We start from the raw sequence: 20188 nt of genomic DNA on the forward strand, positions 1-20188 counted from the left end.
TCCGGATGTGTTCAATGTGCTGCTGCAGGTGCTCGACGACGGCCGCCTGACCGATGGCCAGGGCCGTACCGTGGACTTCAAGAACACCGTCATCGTGATGACCAGCAACATCGGCTCGCCCATCATCCAGGCGATGGTCGGCAAGCCGGCGGAGGAGATCAAGGATGCGGTGTGGGACGAGTTGAAGAACTACTTCCGCCCCGAGTTCCTGAACCGCATCGACGAGACGGTGGTGTTCCACGCGCTCGATGCGAAGAACATCGAGGCCATCGCGGCGATTCAGCTCAAGGTGCTGCAGGCACGCCTGGCGAAGATGGACCTGGGCCTGGACGTGTCGGCCGCGGCGCTGGCGGAAATCGCCAAGGTCGGCTTCGACCCGGTATTCGGCGCGCGGCCGCTCAAGCGGGCGATCCAGCAGCGCATCGAGAACCCGTTGTCGAAGCTGCTGCTCGACGGCAGCTTCGGGCCGAAGGACACGATCGAGGTCGCCACCGACCCGGTGCGGCAGCCGGGACGATTCAGCTTCTCGAAGGGCCATCCGGCGCCCGCCCGCCGGCGCGCGGCGCACGCGCCGGCCTGAAGGCCAGGGTCGTCGCCGCGATCTGCAACAGCGACAGTTCCAGCGCGAAGCTCACCGCCGGCAAGGCCACGAACGACTCCGGTATCTGGTCGAGCCCGAATGCCTGCTCGCCGGAACCGATATCGCCAGGCGCCGCTTGATGAAGCTCGATGGCGCATCGCCCGCCATCGATCCGGCGCCGACGAGCGCGCCGATGCCGACCGGCAGGCCCAGGAGCGGCGCGCAGAGCATGCAACCGGCAACCGCCACCAGCAGGCCCCGGACCGTCTTGGCGCGTAGTGCCGCATCCCGAAGGGAGCGTCTCGTCCGCGTCCCCGAAATACGCGCAGGAACAGACGCGCTCGTCGTCCAGCCACAGCGCATAGAACTCGTTCGACACGTCATAGTGGAACGAGTTGGCCGCGCGGTCGCAGCAGCGCCGGGTCGCGCAGAACCAGCGTGAACGCCGGCGCACGCGCGTTCGAGCGCATGCACCGAGTCGTCCCACAGGCGAACTGCTGCCGGAACGTCGAAGCCGCGCACCAAATGGCCAACGCTTGATTCTGCGCAAGGAATGCCGACGCAGGACGCCCAAGAATCTCCATACGGCTTCGACGCGCATTGCACGCACGGGGCCGCAGCCCACCCATCCATTGAGAGGAATCACCATGAACGCATTGACCCGCCTCGACCGCCTCGAGAACCTGTTCCCCGAAATGATCCGGCGCTTCGCCAGGCCCATGCAACTGATGGACGGCGTCGAACTGCCCGCGGACATTCGCGTCGACATCAACGAGAACGACAAGGAGTACCTCGTCAGCGCCGAACTCCCCGGCGCCAAAAAGGAGGACGTGCGCGTCTCGATCGACGGCAACTACGTGTCGATCGCCGCCGACATCAGGAAGGACCAGGAACGGAAGGACGACCGCTCTCTCGTCAGGGAAACCTATCGCGGCAGCGTGTCGCGCGGCTTCACGCTCGCCACCGACGTCGACGACAAGGCGGCTGTGGCCAAGCTTGAAGACGGCATCCTGCACCTGACGCTGCCCAAGCGGGAAGGCGTCAGCAGCAAGCTCCTGAAGATCCAGTAGCGCCGACCCGCAACCCCCCACTCGATCCCTGAAAGGAAACACCATGAAATCAGATTCCCAACTCAAGGCCGACGTCGTCGCGGAGATCACCTGGGACCCCGCCATAAGGACGCCCGCCACCCAGATCGGCGTCATCGTCAAGGACGGCGTCGTCACCCTCGCCGGCCATCCCTGCAGCCTGGCGGAAAAGCATGCGATCGAAAACGCTGCGCAGCGTGTCGAGGGCGTCAAGGCGATCGCCGTCGAGATGGAGGTCAGGCTGGCGGTCGGCTTCGAACGTACCGATGCCGACATTGCCCAGGCGGTCGAGCGCGCGCTCGAATGGAACGTGCTGGTCCCCCATGAAAAGATCAAGGTGATGGTGGAAGACGGCTGCGTCACCCTGAGCGGCGAGCTCGAGTGGGCCTACCAGCGCCAGGCCGCCGAAGTTGCGGTGCGCGACCTGCTGGGCGTGGTGAGCGTGGCCAACCAGCTGGTGGTCAAGCCGAGGGTCAAGTCCAGCGACATCGCCACGAAGATCGAGGGCGCGCTCGAGCGCCAGGCCAGCCGGGAGGCGCGCCACATCCAGATCCTGGTCGACGGCGGCGTCGTCACCCTGCGCGGCAAGGTCCATTCATGGGCCGAACGCAAGGCGGCGCAAGGCGCGGCATGGTCGGCGCCGGGCGTCGCCAGCGTGGTCAACAACCTGCTCATCGAAGCCTGAGGATGCGCACCGCCCTGGTCACCGGCGGCACTGCGGGCATCGGCGCCGCCACGGCACTCGCCCTCCAGGCCGCCGGCTACCGGGTCGCGGCCAACTACGGCCGCAACGAGGCCGCCGCTTCGGCATTTGCGGCGCAGACCGGCATCGCGACCTTTCAGTGGAACGTCGCCGACCCGCAAGCCTGCCGCGACGGCGTCTCGCGCGTCGAAGCGCAGCTCGGGCCGGTGGACGTGCTGGTCAACAACGCCGGCATCACGCGCGACACGATGCTGCACAAGATGAGCGTCGAGCAGTGGCGCGAGGTGCTGGACGTGAACCTGGGCGGCTGCTTCAACATGTGCCGCGCGGTGATCGAGGGCATGCGCGAGCGGCGCTTCGGACGCATCGTCAACATGGGCTCGGTCAACGGGCAGTCGGGCCAGGTCGGGCAGACGAACTATGCCGCCGCCAAGGCGGGCCTGATCGGATTCAGCAAGGCGCTGGCGCTCGAGAGCGCGGCGCGCAACATCACCGTCAACGTGATTGCGCCCGGCTATACCGACACCGCCATGGTCGCGGCCGTGTCGCCCGAGGTGATGACGAACATCCTGAAGACCGTGCCGGTGGGCCGTCTTGCCGCGGCCGGGGAAATTGCGCGCTGCGTGGTCTTCCTGGCAGCCGACGAGGCCGGCTTCATCACCGGCGTGACGCTGCCGGTCAACGGCGGCAAGTACATGGCCTGAGAGTGCGAAGGAGCCGAGCGTCAGCAAGCGTGCCCGGCGCTGCGCGCGCCTTCGGCATAGGCGTCTGCCAGCGAGTGGCAGAAGTGCAGGGCACCGCGGTCGGGATGACCCTGGATGATGAGGATGCGCATCCCGTCAATGCGCCATTAGCACCGGCACGGTCATCTGCGCCAGGATCTGACGCGTGACGCCACCGAGCATCAGCTCGCGAAACCGCGAATGGCCGTAGCCGCCCATCACCAGCAGGTTCGCGCCCAGGTCGGAAATGCGCGAGAGCAATGCATCCGCCACGTCGATCTCGGTGACCTCCCGTTCGAAGGTCGCCTGGATCCCGTGCCGCTGCAGGTACTGCACCACCTCGGGCACCAGCAGGTGCGCGTCGGCACCGTCGTCATGCACCGCGCGGCAACTGAGCAGCGTGACCTTGGTCGCGAGCTTCAGCGCCGGCAGCGCAGCCCGCAACGCCACCGAGGCCTCGCGCGAGCCGTCCCAGGCCACGGCAACGTTGGTCGCGACACCCTCGAAATGCCCTGCGTAGGGCACCAGCAGCACCGGCCGGCCCACTTCCATCACGACCTGTTGCGGCAGGTCGCGCGCGGTGATGTCCTTGACCGCGGCATCGTCGCGCTGCCCGAGCACCACCAGGTCGCTGGCTCGGCCGTGCCGCACCACGGCGTCGACAGTGACGGCATCGATGAGCCGCACTTCGTGCGACAGCGGCCCGCCCGAGGACACATGCTCGCGGAATTCACGGCTGATGGCTTCGGCACGGTTGCGCAGGTAGTCCGCGCACTCCGCGATGTAGTCGGTCGCCCCGGAGAGGATTTCTTCCGCGGGAATGATTCCGTCGATGAGCCCGGTCGAGATCAGGCCGACCAGGTGGCCGCCGTGGGCACGCGCACACTGCGCGGCAATCTCGGTGCGGGCGCGGCTGGCGCCGGTGCGGTCCAGGTGCACGAGGATGGTTCGATAGGTCATGGGTTCACCCCTTGGTTCAAAGTGCGCCCATGTTCATCGGCCCCGCTCGGCCATTTGTTGACGCGGATCAAGGCAACGCAAGCCCGCGCGCCGGACCGGCCCCGGTCGCCATGATCGACGTGCAGAGGAAGTTGCATCGCATGCGCCCTCGATTGACACAGATCAATGGCGCGCGCAAGGTCACTTCCTATCGTCGAAGCCTCGCCGAATGGAGCTGTTCCAGATGAGTCCTACCTCGCCCGATCATGATTTCTCGCGGCTCGACGCCTGGTGGCGCGCGGCCAACTACCTGTCGGTGGGGCAGATCTATCTCATGGACAACCCCTTGCTCGGCGAGCCGCTGCGCCTCGACCACATCAAGCCGCGCCTGCTCGGCCACTGGGGCACGACGCCCGGCCTCAACTTCGTCTACGCGCACATGAACCGCGCCATCAAGGCACGCGACCTGGACGCGATCTTCATCGCCGGCCCCGGCCATGGCGGGCCGGGCGTGGTCGCCAACGTCTACCTCGAGGGCAGCTACAGCGAGGTCTATCCCGCGGTCTCGCGCGACGCCGCGGGCATGCGCCGGCTGTTCACGCAGTTCTCCTTTCCCGGCGGCATCCCGAGCCACGTGGCGCCGGAGACGCCGGGCTCGATCCATGAAGGCGGCGAGCTCGGCTATGCGCTGCTGCACGCGTTCGGCGCCGTGTTCGACAACCCTGCCCTGGTCGCATGCTGCGTCGTCGGCGACGGCGAGGCCGAGACCGGCGCGCTGGCCGCCAGCTGGCATTCCAACAAGTTCCTGAACCCGGCGCGCGATGGTGCCGTGCTGCCCATCCTGCACCTCAACGGCTACAAGATCGCCGGCCCCACGGTGCTGGCACGCATCGGCGACGAGCAGCTCGCGCAGCTCATGCGCGGCTACGGCTGGGAGCCGCATTTCGTCTCGGGCGACGAGCCCTTCGCCATGCATGCGGCGATGGCGCACGCACTCGACGCCTCGCTCGAGGCCATCGGCGCGATCCAGGCCGAGGCGCGCGAGGACGGCTTCAGCACCCGCCGGCGCTGGCCGATGATCGTGCTGCGCACGCCCAAGGGATGGACCGGGCCGAAGAACGTGGACGGCGCGGCCATCGAAGGCACGTTCCGCGCGCACCAGGTGCCCCTGACCGGCTTCGCGGAAGACCCCGCCCACATCGGGCTGCTGGAAGACTGGATGCGCAGCTACCGGCCCGAGGAGCTGTTCGACGCGGCCGGCAGCCTGCGCCCCGAGATCGCCGCGCAGGCCCCCGAAGGATCGCGCCGCATGAGCGCCAATCCGCATGCCAACGGCGGGCTGCTGCTGAAGGACCTGCTGCTGCCCGACTTCCGCACTTACGCAGTCGCGGTGACCACGCCGGGTGCCGTGCGCGCCGAGGCGACGCGCGTGGCCGGCCAGTTCCTGCGCGACGTGATGCGCCTGAACGATGCCCATGCCAACTTCCGCATCATGGGGCCCGACGAGACCGCGTCGAACCGCCTCGGCGCGGTGTTCGAGGTCAGCGACCGCACCTCGACCGCCCTCATCGAGCCCGGCGACGACCATGTCTCGCCCGACGGCCGTGTCATGGAAGTGCTGAGCGAGCACCTGTGCCAGGGTTGGCTCGAAGGCTACCTGCTGACCGGCCGCCACGGCTTCTTCTCGTGCTACGAAGCCTTCATCCACATCATCGACTCGATGTTCAACCAGCATGCGAAGTGGCTGAAGACCACGCGCAAGATCCCCTGGCGGCGCCCCGTCGCGTCGATGAACTACCTGCTCACCAGTCACGTCTGGCAGCAGGACCACAACGGCTTCAGCCACCAGGACCCCGGTTTCATCGACCACGTCGCCAACAAGAGCGCCGACGTGGTGCGCGTCTACCTGCCACCGGATGCCAATACCCTGCTGTCGGTGGTGGACCACTGCCTGCGCAGCCGCGACTATGTGAACGTCATCGTGGCCGGCAAGGCACCCGCGCACCAGTGGCTCGACATGGCCGCGGCCGAGCGCCATTGCCGCGCCGGCCTGGGCGTCTGGACCTGGGCCAGCAACGACGAGGGCGTGGCACCCGACGTGGTGATGGCCTGTGCCGGCGACGTGCCCACGCTGGAGACGCTGGCCGCGGTCGACCTGCTGCGCCAGGAGCTGCCCGAGCTGAAGGTGCGCGTCGTCAACGTGGTCGACGTGATGGCCCTGCAATCGCCCCTGGCCCATCCGCACGGCGTCAGCAACGCGACCTTCGATTCGATGTTCACCACCGATGCACCGGTGATCTTCGCCTGGCACGGCTATCCCGCGCTGATCCACCGGCTGACCTACCAGCGCGCCAACCATGGCAACTTCCACGTGCACGGCTATCGCGAGGAAGGCACCACCACCACGCCCTTCGACATGACCGTGCTCAACCGGCTCGACCGCTTCCACCTGGCCGCCGCCGCCATCGACTGCGTGCCGCGCATCCGCGACATCGCGGGGCATGTGCAGCAGCGGCTGCGCGACCGGCTGCTCGAGCACCATGCCTACATCCGCTGCCACGGGCAGGACATGCCGGAGATCGCCGGCTGGCAATGGCCGGCGCGCTGAGGCAAGCTGCAATGCGCACCGATTCGATGATGCGGGCGATGGTGCTGACGGCAGCAGGCCTGCCGCTGGTCATCGAGTACCGCCCGCAGCATCGGTGCGGTCCGGGCCGGTGGCTCCGACCAGCAGCCGCCCGAGCCGCTCGACGCGGCTGCAGGGCGCCGCGGTGCTGCTGCCTTGAGAAGCTCTGGGCAACTCAGGCGCCGGCCATCCAGAGTGCGCACAGCGTTGCCGCTTCCGGCCGCGGCTCGGTTTCCGTCGTGATCGCTATCGCGCGCTCCTGGGCGTCCAGTGCTTCGTGGAACGCGAACTGCCGCTCCAGCACCGCCGCGTCGGCCTCGGACGGATCGCCGCCCTCGGCCAGGCGCGCCGCGACGCGGTGCCGCAACTGGGCGGGGCTGGCGCGCAGGTCGAGGATCGCGAAGGGCAATCGCAGGGACGCCGCCAGCGCGCGAAAGCTCGCGCGCTCGGCGCGGCGCAGGAAGGCCGCGTCGACGATGGTCGGATAGCCCGCATGCAGTGCCAGGCGCACGCCCTCGGCGATCCGGGCCAGGGAGCGGCGGGTGGCTTCGGGCGTGTAGATGTCGATGCCGCGGTCGGCCGAGCGGGCCAGCGCGGGCAGCCCGAACAGGCGCTTGCGTTCGACATCGGAGCGCAGCCGCACCGCACCCGCCAGTTCCAGCAGCTGGCCCGCCATGGTCGATTTGCCGGAACCTGACAGGCCGTGCGTGATCAGCAGGCGCGGCGCGCGTTCGGCCCGGCGCACGATGTCCTCGGCGCAGCGCAGGTAGTCCTCGGCATCGGGCTGGCCCGCGCCCGATGGCGCACGCAGGCACGCGACCTGGGCCCGCACCAGCGCCCGGTACACCTCGTAGAAGCGCAGCACCGGCAGGCCCTCGAAATCGCCGGAATGCTGCAGGTAGCGGTCGAGGAAGCGAAAGGCCAGGTCGGTGCGGCCGTGCGCCTTCAGGTCCATCGTAAGGAAGGCGAGGTCGCTCATCACGTCGATCCAGCGCAGGGCCGGGTCGAACTCGATGCAATCAAAAGGCAGCAGCCGGCCGTCCAGCCGGACCACGTTGGCCAGGTGCAGATCGCCATGGCACTCGCGCACCGCGCCGGTTCGCTGGCGCAGCAGCCAGGCCATGCGCAGGCCCTGCACGCGCGCCTCGACCCAGCGCCGCAGGGACAGGATGCGGGCTGCGCCGCATGCGGCCTCCAGGCCGTCGAGCGCCGCCATGACCGCGCCTTCGACACGCTCCGGTGCGCCGAAGCCCGATGCCGCCTCGGCCACCGGCGCCGCAGCGTGGAGCGACGCCAGCCGCTCGGCCAGGCCATCGAGCTCGACGGCGTCCAGCCGGCCCGACAGCAGCAATTCGCGCAGCAGCATTCCGTCGGGAAAGCGGCGCATGCGGACCACGTAGTCGATCGGCTCCGCGCTTTCGTCGTCCGCGGCGCCGAGGCGCGGCGCCTGCGGCGTGCCGCAAACCGGAAGCACGTCGAGATAGAGCCCCGGTGCGTGCAGCTGGTTGAGTCGCAGCTCTTCCGCACAGAAGTGCCGGCGCGCCGCGAGCGTGCTGAAGTCGACGAAGGCCAGGCGCACCGGCTTCTTGAGCTTGTAGGCCAGCGACGAAGTCAGCAGCACCCACGAGATGTGCGTCTCGACCAGCGCCACCGGCTCGCCGGTGGACGCCTGCAACTGCCGTCTCAGCGCAAGTGGCAGCGTCGGGTCCACCGGGTCGGTTGTCGTGGCGTGCCGGTTCATCGTGACGGACTGTGCCATGCGCCCCGCCCCATTCCTTGATGCAACGCAAGGTCGGGCGCCGCACCGCCGCCTACATTGAATTTCCTCATGAGCATGCGGAGTCGATGATGAGCAAAGTCCTGGTGATCGTCTATTCCCATACCGGCACCTCGCGCAACGTGGCAAAGCTCCTTTGCATGCAGCAGGACTGGCAGATGGGCGAGGTCTTCGAGGCCGCCCCGGCCGCCGGACGCGGCAACCTGCGCTGCGTGCTCGAATCGCTGTTTCGGCTGCGCCCGCCCATCCGCTACGAAGGCCCGCCGCCGGAAGACTTCGACGCCGTCGTGCTGGTCTCGCCGGTCTGGCTGCTACGGCTGGCCGGGCCCATGCGCAGTTTCGTCGCGGACTATTGCAAGTGGCTGCCCGAGATCGCCGTCATCTCCGTCATGGGCGGCAGCGGCGGACCCAACGCCGCCGCGGAAATCGCCCAGCTGGTCGGTCGCGAGCCCGCCTTGAGCACCACCTTCACCGCGCGCGAGGTCGACGACGGTAGTTGCGCCGCGCGCCTGAAGGCCTTCGGCACGGCCGTCGCCAGCGCGGGCGCTTCGCAAGAGACCGTGCGCCCGATGCAATTTGCCTGACCCGCCCGACGAAAGAACCGCATGAAAAGCCTGATCCCACAATGGCATGCCGACCATGTCCATTTTTCGCGCCTGCTCGACCTGCTGGAGCGGCAGGTCGAGGCATTTCGCGACGATGGCGAGCCCGACTACAACCTCATGCTCGACGCCATTGCATACCTGCGCGAATACGGCGACCGGGCCCATCACCCGCTGGAGGATGCGGCGTTCGAACGGCTGGCCCAGCGCGCGCCGGAGCTGCGCGTGCCAACCAACCGCCTGAAGCAGGAACACCGCGTCATTGCCCGCGCCGGCGAGGAGCTGGCAAAGCTGCTGCGCGACATCATCGGCGACGCGGTGGTCGCGCGCGCACGCGTCGAAGCGGCCGCGGCGCTCTACCTCTTCTACTACCGTCACCATCTCGCCACCGAAGAGCGCGTGATCCTGCCGCGCGCGGCGAGCCTGCTCGACGCGCACGACTGGAAGGCGATCGGCAAATCCGCGTCCACGCAGCCCGATCCTCTGTTCGGCGCCGTCACGGCCGCCGGCTTCCGGAATCTACGCAACGCACTGGCCCAAACCGCCTGAACCGAACCATGAAACACCTCCACACCGAAGACTGCATCGCCCTGGCAAAGCAACTGCAGGCCATGAAGCATGAAGTGCTCGCGGAGTTGCGCGCAAGTGCACCGCATGTCGACAGCGAGGCGGCCTCGCTCGGAAGCGAAGTGCATGCCAATGCCGACGATGCGGAACTCGAGCGCGAGCAGGAACTGAAGTCCGCGGAAATCGAGAACGACCGCCACCGGCTGCACGAGATCGAGCAGGCCGAGCGCCGCATGGCCGACGGGCGCTACGGCATCTGCGTCGACTGCGGTGAGGAGATTCCGCGGCTGCGCCTGCTGGCGCAGCCCGTGGCCATCCGCTGCGCGGCCTGCCAGACGGCGCTGGAATCGCGTCTTCCATGAACCGCAGCTGAACCTCGACCGCCGAGCGGTTGAACGGCCCAGCCGTTCAGCCGTCCAGCGGCACACCGCCGCCGAAGCGGCAGACCCAACGGTCCCACAGGTCGCGCTGGCCTTCCTGGACGGCGCGCTGCGCCGCCGCAAGAATTTGAAGCTGGTTCTGCTGGGCCTGCAGCAGCAGCCCCGCAAAGGCGCTCTGCCATTCGAGAACGCCTTGCAGCAGGTTGTTCTGAAGCAGCGAGGGGGACGAGTCTCGATTGGGCATGGGGATCTCCTGTCGAATGACCATCAGCTTCCCACGACCCTTGGTCGCGCATGTTGATGTAGCGCAAGCAGCCTGCGCGCACTACGATGCGCGCGTGAATATCCCCACCGTGCACCTTGCTGTCCTCGACGACGAGGCCGACATCACCCAACTATTGGCAATCTACCTTGGCAGCAACGGCTTTCGCGTCAGCCAGGTGCATTCCGGCAACGCGCTCATGGACCTGATGGCGCGCGATGCGCCCGCTCTCGTGCTGCTCGACCTTGGATTGCCCGGCGAAGACGGCTTCTCGATCGCGCGCACCTTGCGCGAACACTGGCATTGCGGCCTCGTGATCCTGACCGGACGGGGCGATGCCGTGGACAAGGTGGTCGGGCTGGAAGTCGGCGCAGACGACTACGTCACCAAGCCTTTCGACCTGCGCGAACTGCTGGCCCGTATCAAGGCTGTGCTGCGCCGGCTGACTCCTGCGTCCGGCGCGGCACCCGCGCCCGCCGAAGCGGCGACTTCCCCGACGCTGCGCTTCGCGCAATGGCAACTTGACACCGGCGCGCGTCGGCTGCTCGATCCGAAGGGCGTCGAAGTCGCGCTCACCACCGGCGAATTCGACCTGCTGACCGCGCTGGTCACGCATCCGGGTCGCGTGCTATCGCGCGATTTCCTGCTCGGCGAAACACGTGGGCGCGACAGCGGCCCGTTCGACCGGACCATCGATGTGCAGATCGGCCGCCTGCGCCGCAAAGTCGAGGCTGATCCCGACAATCCGCAGATCATCAAGTCGGTGCGCGGCGCGGGCTACATCCTCGTGCCGAAGGTCGAGGCTGCGTGATGACACCCTTGCCCTCCCCGCCGGGGCTGGACGATGGTCCGGTGTTTCGGTCGCTTTTCCACGCGTATCCCGACGCGCTGCTGCTGGTCGACATGCAGGGCACGATCCGGCTGGCCAATCCCGCGGCGCTCGAGTTGCTCGGCTATTCGATGGAGGAGCTCACGGCCCTGTCGGTCGAGCAGCTGGTGCCCGACGCGGTCAGGTCGCGCCATGCCGCATGGCGCAACGCCTACGCGGAACAACCGCGCTCCCGGGCGATGGGCATGCAGATGGACCTGGTCGCGCGGCGCCGGGACGGCAGCGAGGTGAACGTCGAGATCGGCCTGAGCCCGCTGCAGGACCACGGCCTGCCCTATGTCGTCGCGGCGATCCGCAGCGTGGGCGAGTATCCGCGCGTCAAGCAGGCGCTGCAGCGCGCGCGCTATGCCGAACACCTGGCCCGCTTCGGACGACTCGCGGTCGAGGCACGGGATTCCGAGTACCTGCTGGAGCTGGCGCCTGCCATCGCCTCGGAAGCGCTGCAGGTCGAGATGGCGAAGGTGCTGCTGCTCGAAGCCAGCGGACTCGAATTCCGCATCGCCGCCGGCGTCGGCCTCCTCCCGGAAGAGGCCGTCGGCAAGCGGCTGCCGAACGAGCCGCGCTCACCCTCGGGACACGTTGCGGCTACCGGCGAGTCCGTGCTGATGCGCGACTACGCGAGCGAGGAGCGCTTTACCATCCCGGCGCACTACATCCGCGCCGGCATCGTGTGCGAGCTGTCCGTGCCGCTGGGCGACCGCGGCCGCACCATCGGCACGCTGGCGGTGCGCTCGCGCACGCCGCAGCGCTTCGGCGACGACGAGGTGCGTTTCCTGGAGTCGCTGTCGAGCATGCTGGCCACCGTGATGCAGCGCACCACCAGCGAGGATGCGCTCAACCATGCGCAGCGGCTGGAAACGGTGGGCCACCTTACTGGAGGCGTCGCCCACGACTTCAACAACCTGCTGACCGTGATCTCCGGCAACCTGCAGGTGCTGGAGCAGTTGCCCGCCTGTGCCGACGACCCGATGGTCCAACAACTGGTCGCGGCGGCCCATCGCGCCACGCGCCGCGGCGCCGAGCTCACAAGCAAGCTGCTGGCCTTTTCGCGGCGCCAGGTGCTGCAGCCGATCGTCGTCGACGTCTTTGCGCTGCTGGGCTCCCTGACGGATATGCTCCGGCGCACGCTCGACCAGCGCATCGCGATCACGCTGCGGGCGGTGGATCTCCTGTGCATGGCAGACCCGGTGCAGCTTGAATCAGCATTGCTGAACATCGCCATCAACGCGCGCGACGCCATGCCACAAGGCGGCACCATCGCCATCGCCTGCCGGCCAGCAGAGGCGTTGCCCGCGCAAGGCGGAGCGGAGCGCGCACCGCCTTGCGCGGATGGCTATGTCGCGATCGCCATCTCCGACAGCGGACAAGGAATGCCCGATCACGTAAAGGAGCACGCCTTCGAGCCCTTCTTCACCACCAAGGAAGCCGGCCGCGGCACCGGCCTGGGCTTGTCGACGGTCTATGGCTTCGCCAGGCAGTCGCACGGCGCCGTCATGCTGCAGAGTACGCTGGGTGCGGGCACCACCGTCACCCTCTACCTGCCGCGGGTGGCCGAGCGAGTGCTCGCGGAAAAGCACTCCGACGCGGATGAGCCGCGTCGCGTGCGGGCCGGCCTGAAGGTACTGCTGGTCGAGGACGATGCCGAGGTGCGCAAGGTGGTCCAGGCTTTCCTTTTGGCGATGGGCTGCGAGGCGATCGTCTGCGCGGACGCCGAGGCGGCCTTGCAGGCGCTGGATGCAGGCGCAGTCTTCGATCTGCTGCTGACCGACATCGTGCTGGGCCCCGGCATGCGAGGTACCGAACTGGCCGACCGCGTGCGGGAGCGCGTTCCCGGAGCGCGGGTACTGCTGATGTCGGGTTATTCGAGCGCGCTGCTCGACGAAGAGCCCGGCCGGGAACTGCTGCGCAAGCCCTATACCCGCACCGAGCTTGAGCGCGCCATGGCCAAGGTAATGAACGGCACTCAGTGAAACGCCGCCGCGCCCACGGCCGGCGAACTCATGTCCCTGATGAAGTCCGTCAGTGCTTCGATCTGCGGAATGTGGATGTCACGACGGCCTTTTTCCGTGAAGCGGATCACGTCGACGCGGGCGAGTTTGGACAGCGCGCGGCTCACGGTCTCCAGTGTCATGCCGAGGTAGTTTCCGATTTCGGCGCGCGTCATGCGCAGCGTGAACTGGTCCGTGCGCAGGCCCCGCTGGTCGAGCGCATCGGCCCAGTAGCGCAGGAAGCCGGCCACGCGGGCGTCGGCCGGCAGCGTGCACAGCGACATCATCGAATCGTGGTCGCGACGCAGCTCGCGGCTCATGGCGCCATGCATCGCTGTCAGCAGGGCCGGCGTGCGAACCGCGGCCTGAATCAACGCGTCGTAGCGGATGGCCCAGATCTCACCGGTGTCCATCGCGATCGCGTCGCAACCGTACTTGCCGTTCGAGATGCCATCGAGCCCCATCCAGTCGCCCTTGAAATGCAGACTGACCACCTGCTCGCGGCCTTCGCCCGAGAGGTTGACCATCTTGAAAAAGCCGGAGTTCACGACATAGAGGCAACCAAAGGACTGGCCCACCTGGTAGACCGCATCGCCGGCGCGTACCACGCGCCGCTGGATCGGCATGCTGTCCTGCAACAGCTGGAGCATGTCCGCGATGCGGCTCGCGCCGAGGGTGCTGAACCGAGGGGTGCTGATCGCTTCGTTCATCGCTGGCTCCTTGCCGTGGTGTGAAGAAAGCTTAGGCAGTCACTGCAACCGACCCGCGACAGTGCAGGATGTTTGAGTAACAGTGCGTGAATACTTTGTGTCCGCACTGTGCACTGTGTCTTGCACGCTGCGGCACCGGGAGCAGCACCCGCGCGACATTTGCGCACTTCGCGCGTGGACACGCCGCGGGCTTGATGCGCATCAACATCCGGCCTGCGGCAGCGAATACCGTCATGGTTGTGCACAACCTCTCTTCGTTCACCCCGTATGGCAACCTGTCCCAGCGAACACTGGGGGCGGCGCGCATCCTCGAGCTATTCGCGGCGGCGCGCCGCATTCGCCGTGATTTGCAATCCAGTGCCACCCACAAACCCCTGCGCAACAAGAACGTCGCCCTACTGCTCGCCGGGCCCGTACATTCGGAGCCTTCCGCTCTCCAGCGCGCGGCCACCGAGCTCGGGGCGCGCGTGTCGCAGGTCTGGTGCCGCCAGCCGGCTGGGGCGCTGCATGTCGACATCGTCCCCATGGCCCGCACCCTGGGCCATATGTACGACGCAATCGATTGCGGCACTCTGCCCGCGGCCACGGTGCGCGAGATCGAAAAGGCCGCGGGTGTTCCTGTTTACGAGGGACTGGGCCTCGACAGCCACCCCGCGCGGATGCTGGCCGATCTGATGACGCTTTACGAACATCCACGGCCGGCTTCGCCCTCGCCCAACACGATCCACTTCCGCGGAGACCCCGGCAGCGAGCATGCCAAGGCATTCATCTCGGCCGCGCGGAACATTGGGTTCGAGGTGATTCCCGAGGACAATCCCCCCGCCGCAAACGATGCCGCATTCGTCGTCGACGCCTGCAACTCGCCGCGCTGGCCGATGCACGCGTCGTCGCATGCCATCGACGAACAGCGTCGGGATGAGAACCATCGCAGCGTGATCCAGGCCGTACTGGTCGACACCATCTCCCGCGCCTGACGCTCCTCAGTGTGGCGGTGCGACGACAACCCGCTTTATCTTTCCGCTGCGACTGCAATGAATGGCTTCGCCGGCCAGGCAATGGATGCGCACGCCGACAGCACCCTGGGCCTGCAGGAAATCGCCCAGCACGCGGCGGGCACGCTGCAAAGCAAGCTCGCCCACCGCGCCATGCAGTCCGGTGCGCAAGAGCAGATCGGTGGCCCCACGCTGGACGACCTGAAAGTCGAAAAGCGCCGCTTCTTCCTCGAGCACGGTGGTCAGCGCTAACGGCAGGACGCTCACGCTGCACGCTCCCTCGCGGCCGAGATGCAGCGTTTCCTCGCTGCGGCCCTGCACTTCGATCACGGGCAGCGCGCTGCCGCATTCGCAGGTTCCCGCATGCACGGTCACCCGGTCGCCGATGTCGTAGCGAATCAGCGGCTGCACGAGGTTGGCCAGGTTGGTGAGCAGCGTCGTCGCGCCGGCCTTCCCTTCCGGCACGGCGTGGCCATGCGAGTCCACCGACTCGAGGATCGCCCAGTCGCTGTTGAGATGCAGGTGACCCAACGCGCATTCCGAGGCCAGCGCGAGGAATTCAGAGGCACCGTAGCTGTTGGCCACCAAGCAGCCGAAGGCCTGTTGCACGAAGCGTCGCTTGGCCGGCGACAGGTCCTCCCCGCCCGTCCATACTTCCTGCGGTGCCACTGCCAGGCGACCCGCAGCGCGCTCCTCCGCCAGCAGGACAGCGGCGCTCGGATAGGTCGCGATCACCGTCGGCGCGAGCGCGTTGAGTTCCCGCACGATGGCGTCCACGGGCTGCAGGAAGGAGATGCAGTGGATCTGGCTGGACATGGCCGGATTCAGCCGCCGCAGCCGCTCGATCGACACCGTGCTCGCGAAGTGTCCGTCCAGCGCGCCAACGAATGCGATGCGCTCGGACAGACCCAGGGGATCGAGCAGGCGCTGCATGGGTCGCAGCACTGGCCTGCGCAAAGCTTCCAGCGCGTCGTAGACGGCCATCGCATGGGCATCCTGCACGAAGATGCCCGGCACGCCGGTGCTGCCCGAGCTTTCCCACACCACGTAGCGCTCAAGGTATGGTTGGGCTCTGCGGCTGTGGTCGGCGACGAAGTATCGCAACGCATCGAGTTTCAGCTTCGGGTCGCCCACCCAGTCGTCGAAGCGGTGCATCAACTGTGCCTTGTGCATGATCGGCAGGTCGCCAAGCGAAAGCGAGGCCGTGTCTCGGCCATGCAGCAGCTTGCGGTACAGGGGCGAGGTTTGCGATGCCGTGCCCAGCAGCCTCCCCAGCCGCGCTGCGCGCCGGTCGTCAAGCGCCTCGCGGCTGGCCTTGCTTGCCAGCGCCACATCCAGCGCAACGGAGCCGGAGATCAGGTAGTCGAGTGCCGGAGTGGTCATGGAGGACCCGCGGTCAGAGCTCACGCGTTTCCAGGTAGTCGGGTACCGTTACCGGCCAGCCGTGCCGTTCCTCGATGGCGAGCCGCAGCGCATCGGCCGCCACAGGCTCACCATGCGTGACGAATATGCGCTTCGGCGGCGGCAAGTCAGCGATCCAGGCCAGCAGTTGCTCGCGGTCGGCGTGGGCCGACAGGCTGGCCAGGTTGGCCACCTCGGCACGAATCGGCACGTACTCGCCATGGATCTTGACGGAAGATGCGCCGGCCACCATCGCGGCACCGCGCGTCGCCGCCGCCTGGAAGCCGGCGAACAGGATGGTATTGCGGGCATTCCGCGCGTAGGTCGCGATGTGGTGCAACACCCGTCCGCCTGTGGCCATGCCGCTGGCCGAGACGATGATCGCCGGATTCGTCAACACGTTGAGGCGCTTCGATTCTTCGATGGTGTTGACGAAAGTCACGCCGGCGCTCAGGGCGGCGCACTGCGCGGCGTCGAGGCGCAACTCGTCCAGGTGGTGCCTGAAAATGCGCGTGGCGTCGCAAGCCATCGGGCTGTTCAGGTAGACGGGCAGATCCGGGATGCGGCGCGCCTGCTTGAGCAAGTGAATGCAGTAGAGCAGTGTCTGCGCACGGCCGATGGCAAAGGATGGGATGACGATCACGCCGCCGCGTGCCGCCGTCTGGCTGATTACCGCCGCCATCGCGTCGAGGGTGTCGATGTCGGGATGGGGGCGATCGCCATAGGTGGACTCGATCACCACGTAGTCGGAAGGCGACGCAACTTGCGGCGCGCGCATCACGATGTCGTCGCTGCGGCCCAGATCGCCCGAAAAGAGAATACTGCCGGCGTCCCAGGCAATGCGCGCGCTGCCCGCGCCGAGGATGTGTCCTGCCCGCTGCAGACGCCAAGTCCATCCAGGCCATGGCGAATGTGCCGTGTCAAAGGCAATCGGATTGAAGTGCTTGAGCGCCGCGCGCGCGTCGTCCTCGTCGTACAGCGGCTGCGCGGGCTTGTGTTTCGAATGGCCGTGGCGGTTCGCGAAGTCGGCCTCTTCCTCCTGCAGCCGGCCGGAGTCCGGCAGCAGCAGCTCGCACAGGTCCCGCGTCGCCTGCGTGCAGAAGACGGGGCCCTTGAAGCCCTCCCTGACCAATCTTGGTACATAACCGGCGTGGTCCATGTGCGCGTGCGTGAGGAGCACCGCATCGATGCTGGCTGGCGCAATGGGCAAGGGATCCCAATTGCGCAGGCGCAGTTGCTTGAGACCTTGAAACAACCCGCAATCGAGCAGCAGTCGCTTGCCCGCGTGCTCGAGCAGGTACTTCGAGCCGGTGACGGTGCCGGTACCGCCGAGGAATTGGATTCGCATGATGATTCCTTGTGGGTCCGAGCGTGTCAGCCTTGCCGAGGGATCGGCTTGATCTCCGTCAAGGGCCGGCTCGCTCATGCACGGATGATGGCGCGACACCCTGGAGGTCCCCTTGAGCATTCGCCATCTCGACCAGCTGCTGTCGCCCCGTTCCGTCGCAGTGTTCGGCGCTTCCGCGCGCCCGGCAAGCGTCGGCGCCACGGTGTGGCGCAACGTGCGCGCCGGCGGCTTCCGCGGCGCGGTGTTCGGCGTGAATCCGAGGCATGCGACGCTGGACGGGGAGCGCATCTACCGCACGGCCGGCGAACTCCCCGAAGTGCCCGACCTGGCCCTGCTTTGCACGCCGGCAGACACCATCGCACCGCTGATCGGCCAACTGGCGGCGTTGGGGACCCGCGCGGTCGTGATCGTCACGGCCGGGCTCACGGTCGCGCAGAAGCAGGCGGCGCTGGCTGCGGCACGGCGCTGCCTGGTGCGCCTGCTCGGCCCCAACTGCATCGGCCTGCTGAGCCCGCACATCGGACTCAACGCGAGCTTCGCGCACACCGATGCGCTGCCGGGCGACGTGGCCTTCGTGTCGCAGTCGGGCGCACTCGTCACCGCCATGCTCGACTGGGCCAGGAGCCGCGGCATCGGGCTCTCGCACCTGGTTTCGCTGGGCGACCATTGCGACGTCGACTTCGGCGACCTGCTCGACTACCTCGCCAGCGATGCGCGCACGCGCGCCATCCTGCTGTACATCGAGTCGATCGAGTCGCCGCGCAAGTTCATGTCGGCGGCTCGGGCGGCGGCGCGCAACAAGCCGGTGATCGTGGTGAAGGCGGGCCGCGCCGGCAATGGCATGCGGGCCGCGGCCTCGCACACCGGCGCGCTGGCCGGCTCCGACATCGTCTACGACGCCGCGATCCGGCGCGCCGGCATGCTGCGCGTCGACACGATGCAGGAGCTGTTCACCGCGGCCGAGACGCTGGCCCACTTCCGCCGCAACGACAGCGAGGTGCTCACGGTCATGACCAACGGCGGCGGCGCGGGCGTGATGGCAGCGGATGCGGCGGCACGCGCCGGCGTGAAGCTCGCCGAGCTCGACGACGCGCTGCTGCGGCGGCTCGATGTGGTGCTGCCGGCGAACTGGTCGCGTGGCAACCCGATCGACATCGTGGGCGACGCGCCGGCGCAGCGCTACACCGCCACGCTGTCGGCGTTGCTGGCCGACAAGTCGGCCGGTGCAGTGCTCTTCATCCATGCGCCCACGGCGATCGTGCCCAGCGAGGAGATCGCGCGCGCCTGCCTTCCGCTTTTGCGCGAGGCGGCGCCGCGCGTGATGGCGTGCTGGCTCGGCGACGCGGCGGTGGCACAGGCTCGACAATGCTTCGAAGGCGCCGACATCCCCGACTACGCCACGCCCGAGGAAGCCGTGCAGGCCTTCGCGATGCTGCAGACCTACCGGCGCAACCAGCAGACACTCATGGAGGCGCCGAGCGCCAGCGAGAATCCCGCGCCCGATGCGGCGCTTGCCCGCAGGCAAATACAGAGCGCCCTCGACGATGGCCGCGAATGGCTTGGAGAACAGGAAGCGCGTGCGGTGCTCCGGGCCTATGGCATCCCGGTCGTGGCGAGCCAGGAAGCCTCCACTTCCGTATCGGATGTCCTCGCCGCCGCGAACACGCTCGGCTTCCCGGTAGCGCTCAAGATCCGGTCGCGCGACATCACGCACAAGTCCGATGTGGGCGGAGTGCGGCTCGACCTTGGCGATGCGCCGTCGCTGGTGCAGGCCGTGCGCGACATGCTGGACGCCGTCCGCGCCGCGCGCCCGGACGCCCGCGTCGACGGCTTCACCCTGCAATCGATGGCGCGGCGCCCACGGGCACAGGAAGTGATCGTCGGCGCGAGCATCGACAAGGTCTTCGGCCCGGTGCTGCTATGCGGCCATGGCGGCACGGCGGTCGAGGTGTTGGCCGACACCGCCGTCGCCCTGCCCCCGCTCAATCGCAGCCTTGCTCGCGAACTCGTGTCCCGCACGCACGTGTCGAGACTTCTGGCGGGCTTCCGCGACCATCCACCCGCGCGCGTGGACGCGCTCTGCGACATCCTGATGGCGGTGTCGCAGATGCTTGCTGACCTGCCGCGGCTGGCCGAGCTCGACATCAACCCCCTGTGGGTCGACGAGCACGGCGCGCTGGCGCTCGACGCACGCATCCGCGTGTCGTCAGCGGCGCCCGGCGGCGCCGAACGCTTTGCCATCGTGCCCTACCCCACCGAGTGGGTTCGCCGGACAACCTGGAACGGGCGCGCCATCACGCTGCGCCCGATACGTCCCGAGGACGAAGTGCAGCACGGCCGCTTCCTCTCATGCCTCAGCATGGAGGACATCCGCATGCGCATCTTCCTCACGCGACGCAGCCTCCCGCGCAGCGAGCTGGCGCGCCTGACCCAGATCGACTACGACCGGGAAATGGCCTTCATCGCGGAAGGCGTAGACGCCAGCGGGTGCCCCGAGACGCTTGGCGTTGCACGCACGGTGAGCGACCCCGACAACATCGAAGCCGAGTTCGCGATCATCGTTCGCTCCGACCTCAAGGGCGCCGGATTGGGAAGGCTGCTACTCGCGCAACTC

The 20188-nt window shown here is 67.8% G+C and carries 20 protein-coding genes; 13 read left to right on the plus strand and 7 right to left on the minus strand.

Annotation, left to right across the window (positions count from 1 at the left end):
- On the plus strand, positions 1 to 580 hold a 580-nt coding region (locus WKW80_RS35755; protein ID WP_340368307.1), incomplete at its 5' end, for an AAA family ATPase.
- On the opposite strand, the gene WKW80_RS37665 is transcribed toward WKW80_RS35755, so the two are convergent.
- Positions 519 to 1337, minus strand: coding sequence for a class I SAM-dependent methyltransferase (locus tag WKW80_RS37665; protein ID WP_422823045.1), 819 nt, complete (start codon positions 1335 to 1337; stop codon positions 519 to 521). The two genes, WKW80_RS35755 and WKW80_RS37665, sit on opposite strands and share 62 nt — an antisense overlap.
- Between WKW80_RS37665 and WKW80_RS35765 the strand changes: the two genes are divergently transcribed.
- Genes WKW80_RS35765 through phbB form a run of 3 tightly spaced genes read left to right on the plus strand, consistent with a single transcriptional unit; the run spans position 1228 to position 3075 of the window.
- The gene (locus WKW80_RS35765) at positions 1228 to 1650 is read left to right on the plus strand and encodes an Hsp20/alpha crystallin family protein (RefSeq protein ID WP_340368308.1); all 423 of its coding nucleotides are present in this window, start codon (positions 1228 to 1230) and stop codon (positions 1648 to 1650) included. The genes WKW80_RS37665 and WKW80_RS35765 overlap by 110 nt on opposite strands.
- Before the next feature lie 43 nt (positions 1651 to 1693).
- Positions 1694 to 2353: a BON domain-containing protein gene (locus WKW80_RS35770; RefSeq protein ID WP_340368309.1), complete on the plus strand. Its 660-nt coding sequence runs from the start codon at positions 1694 to 1696 to the stop codon at positions 2351 to 2353.
- A gap of 2 nt (positions 2354 to 2355) precedes the next feature.
- Positions 2356 to 3075, plus strand: coding sequence for an acetoacetyl-CoA reductase (gene phbB, locus WKW80_RS35775; protein ID WP_340368310.1), 720 nt, complete (start codon positions 2356 to 2358; stop codon positions 3073 to 3075).
- 135 nt (positions 3076 to 3210) lie between these two features.
- On the opposite strand, the gene WKW80_RS35780 is transcribed toward phbB, so the two are convergent.
- Positions 3211 to 4053: a universal stress protein gene (locus WKW80_RS35780; protein ID WP_340368311.1), complete on the minus strand. Its 843-nt coding sequence runs from the start codon at positions 4051 to 4053 to the stop codon at positions 3211 to 3213.
- A gap of 29 nt (positions 4054 to 4082) precedes the next feature.
- Between WKW80_RS35780 and WKW80_RS35785 the strand changes: the two genes are divergently transcribed.
- Together WKW80_RS35785 and WKW80_RS35790 are read left to right on the plus strand one after the other, a co-directional pair.
- A complete protein-coding gene (locus tag WKW80_RS35785; protein WP_340368312.1) occupies positions 4083 to 4280 on the plus strand; it encodes a hypothetical protein in 198 nt (65 codons plus the stop codon).
- Positions 4277 to 6640 (plus strand): phosphoketolase family protein, encoded by a 2364-nt coding sequence (locus WKW80_RS35790; protein ID WP_340368313.1) that lies wholly within the window; start codon positions 4277 to 4279, stop codon positions 6638 to 6640. Before WKW80_RS35785 ends, WKW80_RS35790 begins: the two co-directional genes overlap by 4 nt.
- Before the next feature lie 193 nt (positions 6641 to 6833).
- On the opposite strand, the gene WKW80_RS35795 is transcribed toward WKW80_RS35790, so the two are convergent.
- Positions 6834 to 8417, minus strand: coding sequence for a bifunctional aminoglycoside phosphotransferase/ATP-binding protein (locus WKW80_RS35795; protein ID WP_340368314.1), 1584 nt, complete (start codon positions 8415 to 8417; stop codon positions 6834 to 6836).
- Between the two features lie 89 nt (positions 8418 to 8506).
- Here WKW80_RS35795 and WKW80_RS35800 point away from each other — a divergent pair, with 89 nt between their 5' ends.
- The 3 genes from WKW80_RS35800 to WKW80_RS35810 are packed head-to-tail and all read left to right on the plus strand — an operon-like array spanning position 8507 to position 9966.
- Positions 8507 to 9019: a flavodoxin family protein gene (locus WKW80_RS35800; RefSeq protein ID WP_340368315.1), complete on the plus strand. Its 513-nt coding sequence runs from the start codon at positions 8507 to 8509 to the stop codon at positions 9017 to 9019.
- A 21-nt stretch (positions 9020 to 9040) separates the two neighbouring features.
- Positions 9041 to 9586, plus strand: coding sequence for a hemerythrin domain-containing protein (locus WKW80_RS35805; protein ID WP_340368316.1), 546 nt, complete (start codon positions 9041 to 9043; stop codon positions 9584 to 9586).
- 8 nt (positions 9587 to 9594) lie between these two features.
- Positions 9595 to 9966 carry a TraR/DksA family transcriptional regulator gene (locus tag WKW80_RS35810; protein ID WP_340368317.1) on the plus strand — a complete coding sequence of 124 codons (372 nt, stop codon included), beginning with the start codon at positions 9595 to 9597 and terminating at the stop codon, positions 9964 to 9966.
- Between the two features lie 46 nt (positions 9967 to 10012).
- On the opposite strand, the gene WKW80_RS35815 is transcribed toward WKW80_RS35810, so the two are convergent.
- Entirely contained in the window at positions 10013 to 10228 is a 216-nt protein-coding gene (locus WKW80_RS35815) for a hypothetical protein (RefSeq protein ID WP_340368318.1), read from the minus strand.
- Positions 10229 to 10322: 94 nt separating this feature from the next.
- On the opposite strand from WKW80_RS35815, the gene WKW80_RS35820 reads away from it, so the two are divergent.
- Both WKW80_RS35820 and WKW80_RS35825 read left to right on the plus strand, forming a co-directional pair.
- Positions 10323 to 11057: a winged helix-turn-helix domain-containing protein gene (locus WKW80_RS35820; protein ID WP_340368319.1), complete on the plus strand. Its 735-nt coding sequence runs from the start codon at positions 10323 to 10325 to the stop codon at positions 11055 to 11057.
- Positions 11057 to 13105 carry an ATP-binding protein gene (locus WKW80_RS35825; protein ID WP_340368320.1) on the plus strand — a complete coding sequence of 683 codons (2049 nt, stop codon included), beginning with the start codon at positions 11057 to 11059 and terminating at the stop codon, positions 13103 to 13105. Before WKW80_RS35820 ends, WKW80_RS35825 begins: the two co-directional genes overlap by 1 nt.
- Here the strand turns inward: WKW80_RS35825 and WKW80_RS35830 are convergent.
- The gene (locus tag WKW80_RS35830; RefSeq protein WP_340368321.1) at positions 13099 to 13833 is read right to left on the minus strand and encodes a Crp/Fnr family transcriptional regulator; all 735 of its coding nucleotides are present in this window, start codon (positions 13831 to 13833) and stop codon (positions 13099 to 13101) included. The genes WKW80_RS35825 and WKW80_RS35830 overlap by 7 nt on opposite strands.
- A gap of 194 nt (positions 13834 to 14027) precedes the next feature.
- Between WKW80_RS35830 and WKW80_RS35835 the strand changes: the two genes are divergently transcribed.
- Complete coding sequence (locus WKW80_RS35835; RefSeq protein WP_340368325.1) at positions 14028 to 14807, plus strand: Rossmann-fold NAD(P)-binding domain-containing protein; 780 nt, start codon at positions 14028 to 14030, stop codon at positions 14805 to 14807.
- Between the two features lie 6 nt (positions 14808 to 14813).
- Here the strand turns inward: WKW80_RS35835 and WKW80_RS35840 are convergent, their stop codons facing one another.
- On the minus strand, positions 14814 to 16208 hold the full coding sequence (locus WKW80_RS35840; protein WP_340368322.1) for a phenylacetate--CoA ligase family protein: 1395 nt from the start codon (positions 16206 to 16208) through the stop codon (positions 14814 to 14816).
- Positions 16209 to 16221: 13 nt separating this feature from the next.
- Positions 16222 to 17574 (minus strand): MBL fold metallo-hydrolase RNA specificity domain-containing protein, encoded by a 1353-nt coding sequence (locus WKW80_RS35845; protein ID WP_340368323.1) that lies wholly within the window; start codon positions 17572 to 17574, stop codon positions 16222 to 16224.
- Positions 17575 to 17686: 112 nt separating this feature from the next.
- Between WKW80_RS35845 and WKW80_RS35850 the strand changes: the two genes are divergently transcribed.
- The coding region (locus tag WKW80_RS35850) for an acetate--CoA ligase family protein (RefSeq protein WP_340368324.1) at positions 17687 to 20188 on the plus strand (2502 nt) is incomplete at its 3' end.

Source organism: Variovorax humicola (assembly GCF_037889915.1).
Classification (GTDB): domain Bacteria; phylum Pseudomonadota; class Gammaproteobacteria; order Burkholderiales; family Burkholderiaceae_C; genus Variovorax; species Variovorax humicola.

Excerpts from the sequence above, each read along its gene's own strand:
- WKW80_RS35765 (WP_340368308.1), top strand. The coding sequence starts at position 1,228 with ATGAACGCATTGACCCGCCTCGACCGCCTCGAGAACCTGTTCCCCGAA.
- WKW80_RS37665 (WP_422823045.1), bottom strand. The coding sequence starts at position 1,337 with ATGTCCGCGGGCAGTTCGACGCCGTCCATCAGTTGCATGGGCCTGGCG.
- WKW80_RS35770 (WP_340368309.1), top strand. The coding sequence starts at position 1,694 with ATGAAATCAGATTCCCAACTCAAGGCCGACGTCGTCGCGGAGATCACC.
- phbB (WP_340368310.1), top strand. The coding sequence starts at position 2,356 with ATGCGCACCGCCCTGGTCACCGGCGGCACTGCGGGCATCGGCGCCGCC.
- WKW80_RS35780 (WP_340368311.1), bottom strand. The coding sequence starts at position 4,053 with ATGACCTATCGAACCATCCTCGTGCACCTGGACCGCACCGGCGCCAGC.
- WKW80_RS35785 (WP_340368312.1), top strand. The coding sequence starts at position 4,083 with ATGTTCATCGGCCCCGCTCGGCCATTTGTTGACGCGGATCAAGGCAAC.
- WKW80_RS35790 (WP_340368313.1), top strand. The coding sequence starts at position 4,277 with ATGAGTCCTACCTCGCCCGATCATGATTTCTCGCGGCTCGACGCCTGG.
- WKW80_RS35795 (WP_340368314.1), bottom strand. The coding sequence starts at position 8,417 with ATGGCACAGTCCGTCACGATGAACCGGCACGCCACGACAACCGACCCG.
- WKW80_RS35800 (WP_340368315.1), top strand. The coding sequence starts at position 8,507 with ATGAGCAAAGTCCTGGTGATCGTCTATTCCCATACCGGCACCTCGCGC.
- WKW80_RS35805 (WP_340368316.1), top strand. The coding sequence starts at position 9,041 with ATGAAAAGCCTGATCCCACAATGGCATGCCGACCATGTCCATTTTTCG.
- WKW80_RS35810 (WP_340368317.1), top strand. The coding sequence starts at position 9,595 with ATGAAACACCTCCACACCGAAGACTGCATCGCCCTGGCAAAGCAACTG.
- WKW80_RS35815 (WP_340368318.1), bottom strand. The coding sequence starts at position 10,228 with ATGCCCAATCGAGACTCGTCCCCCTCGCTGCTTCAGAACAACCTGCTG.
- WKW80_RS35825 (WP_340368320.1), top strand. The coding sequence starts at position 11,057 with ATGACACCCTTGCCCTCCCCGCCGGGGCTGGACGATGGTCCGGTGTTT.
- WKW80_RS35830 (WP_340368321.1), bottom strand. The coding sequence starts at position 13,833 with ATGAACGAAGCGATCAGCACCCCTCGGTTCAGCACCCTCGGCGCGAGC.
- WKW80_RS35835 (WP_340368325.1), top strand. The coding sequence starts at position 14,028 with ATGCGCATCAACATCCGGCCTGCGGCAGCGAATACCGTCATGGTTGTG.
- WKW80_RS35840 (WP_340368322.1), bottom strand. The coding sequence starts at position 16,208 with ATGACCACTCCGGCACTCGACTACCTGATCTCCGGCTCCGTTGCGCTG.
- WKW80_RS35845 (WP_340368323.1), bottom strand. The coding sequence starts at position 17,574 with ATGCGAATCCAATTCCTCGGCGGTACCGGCACCGTCACCGGCTCGAAG.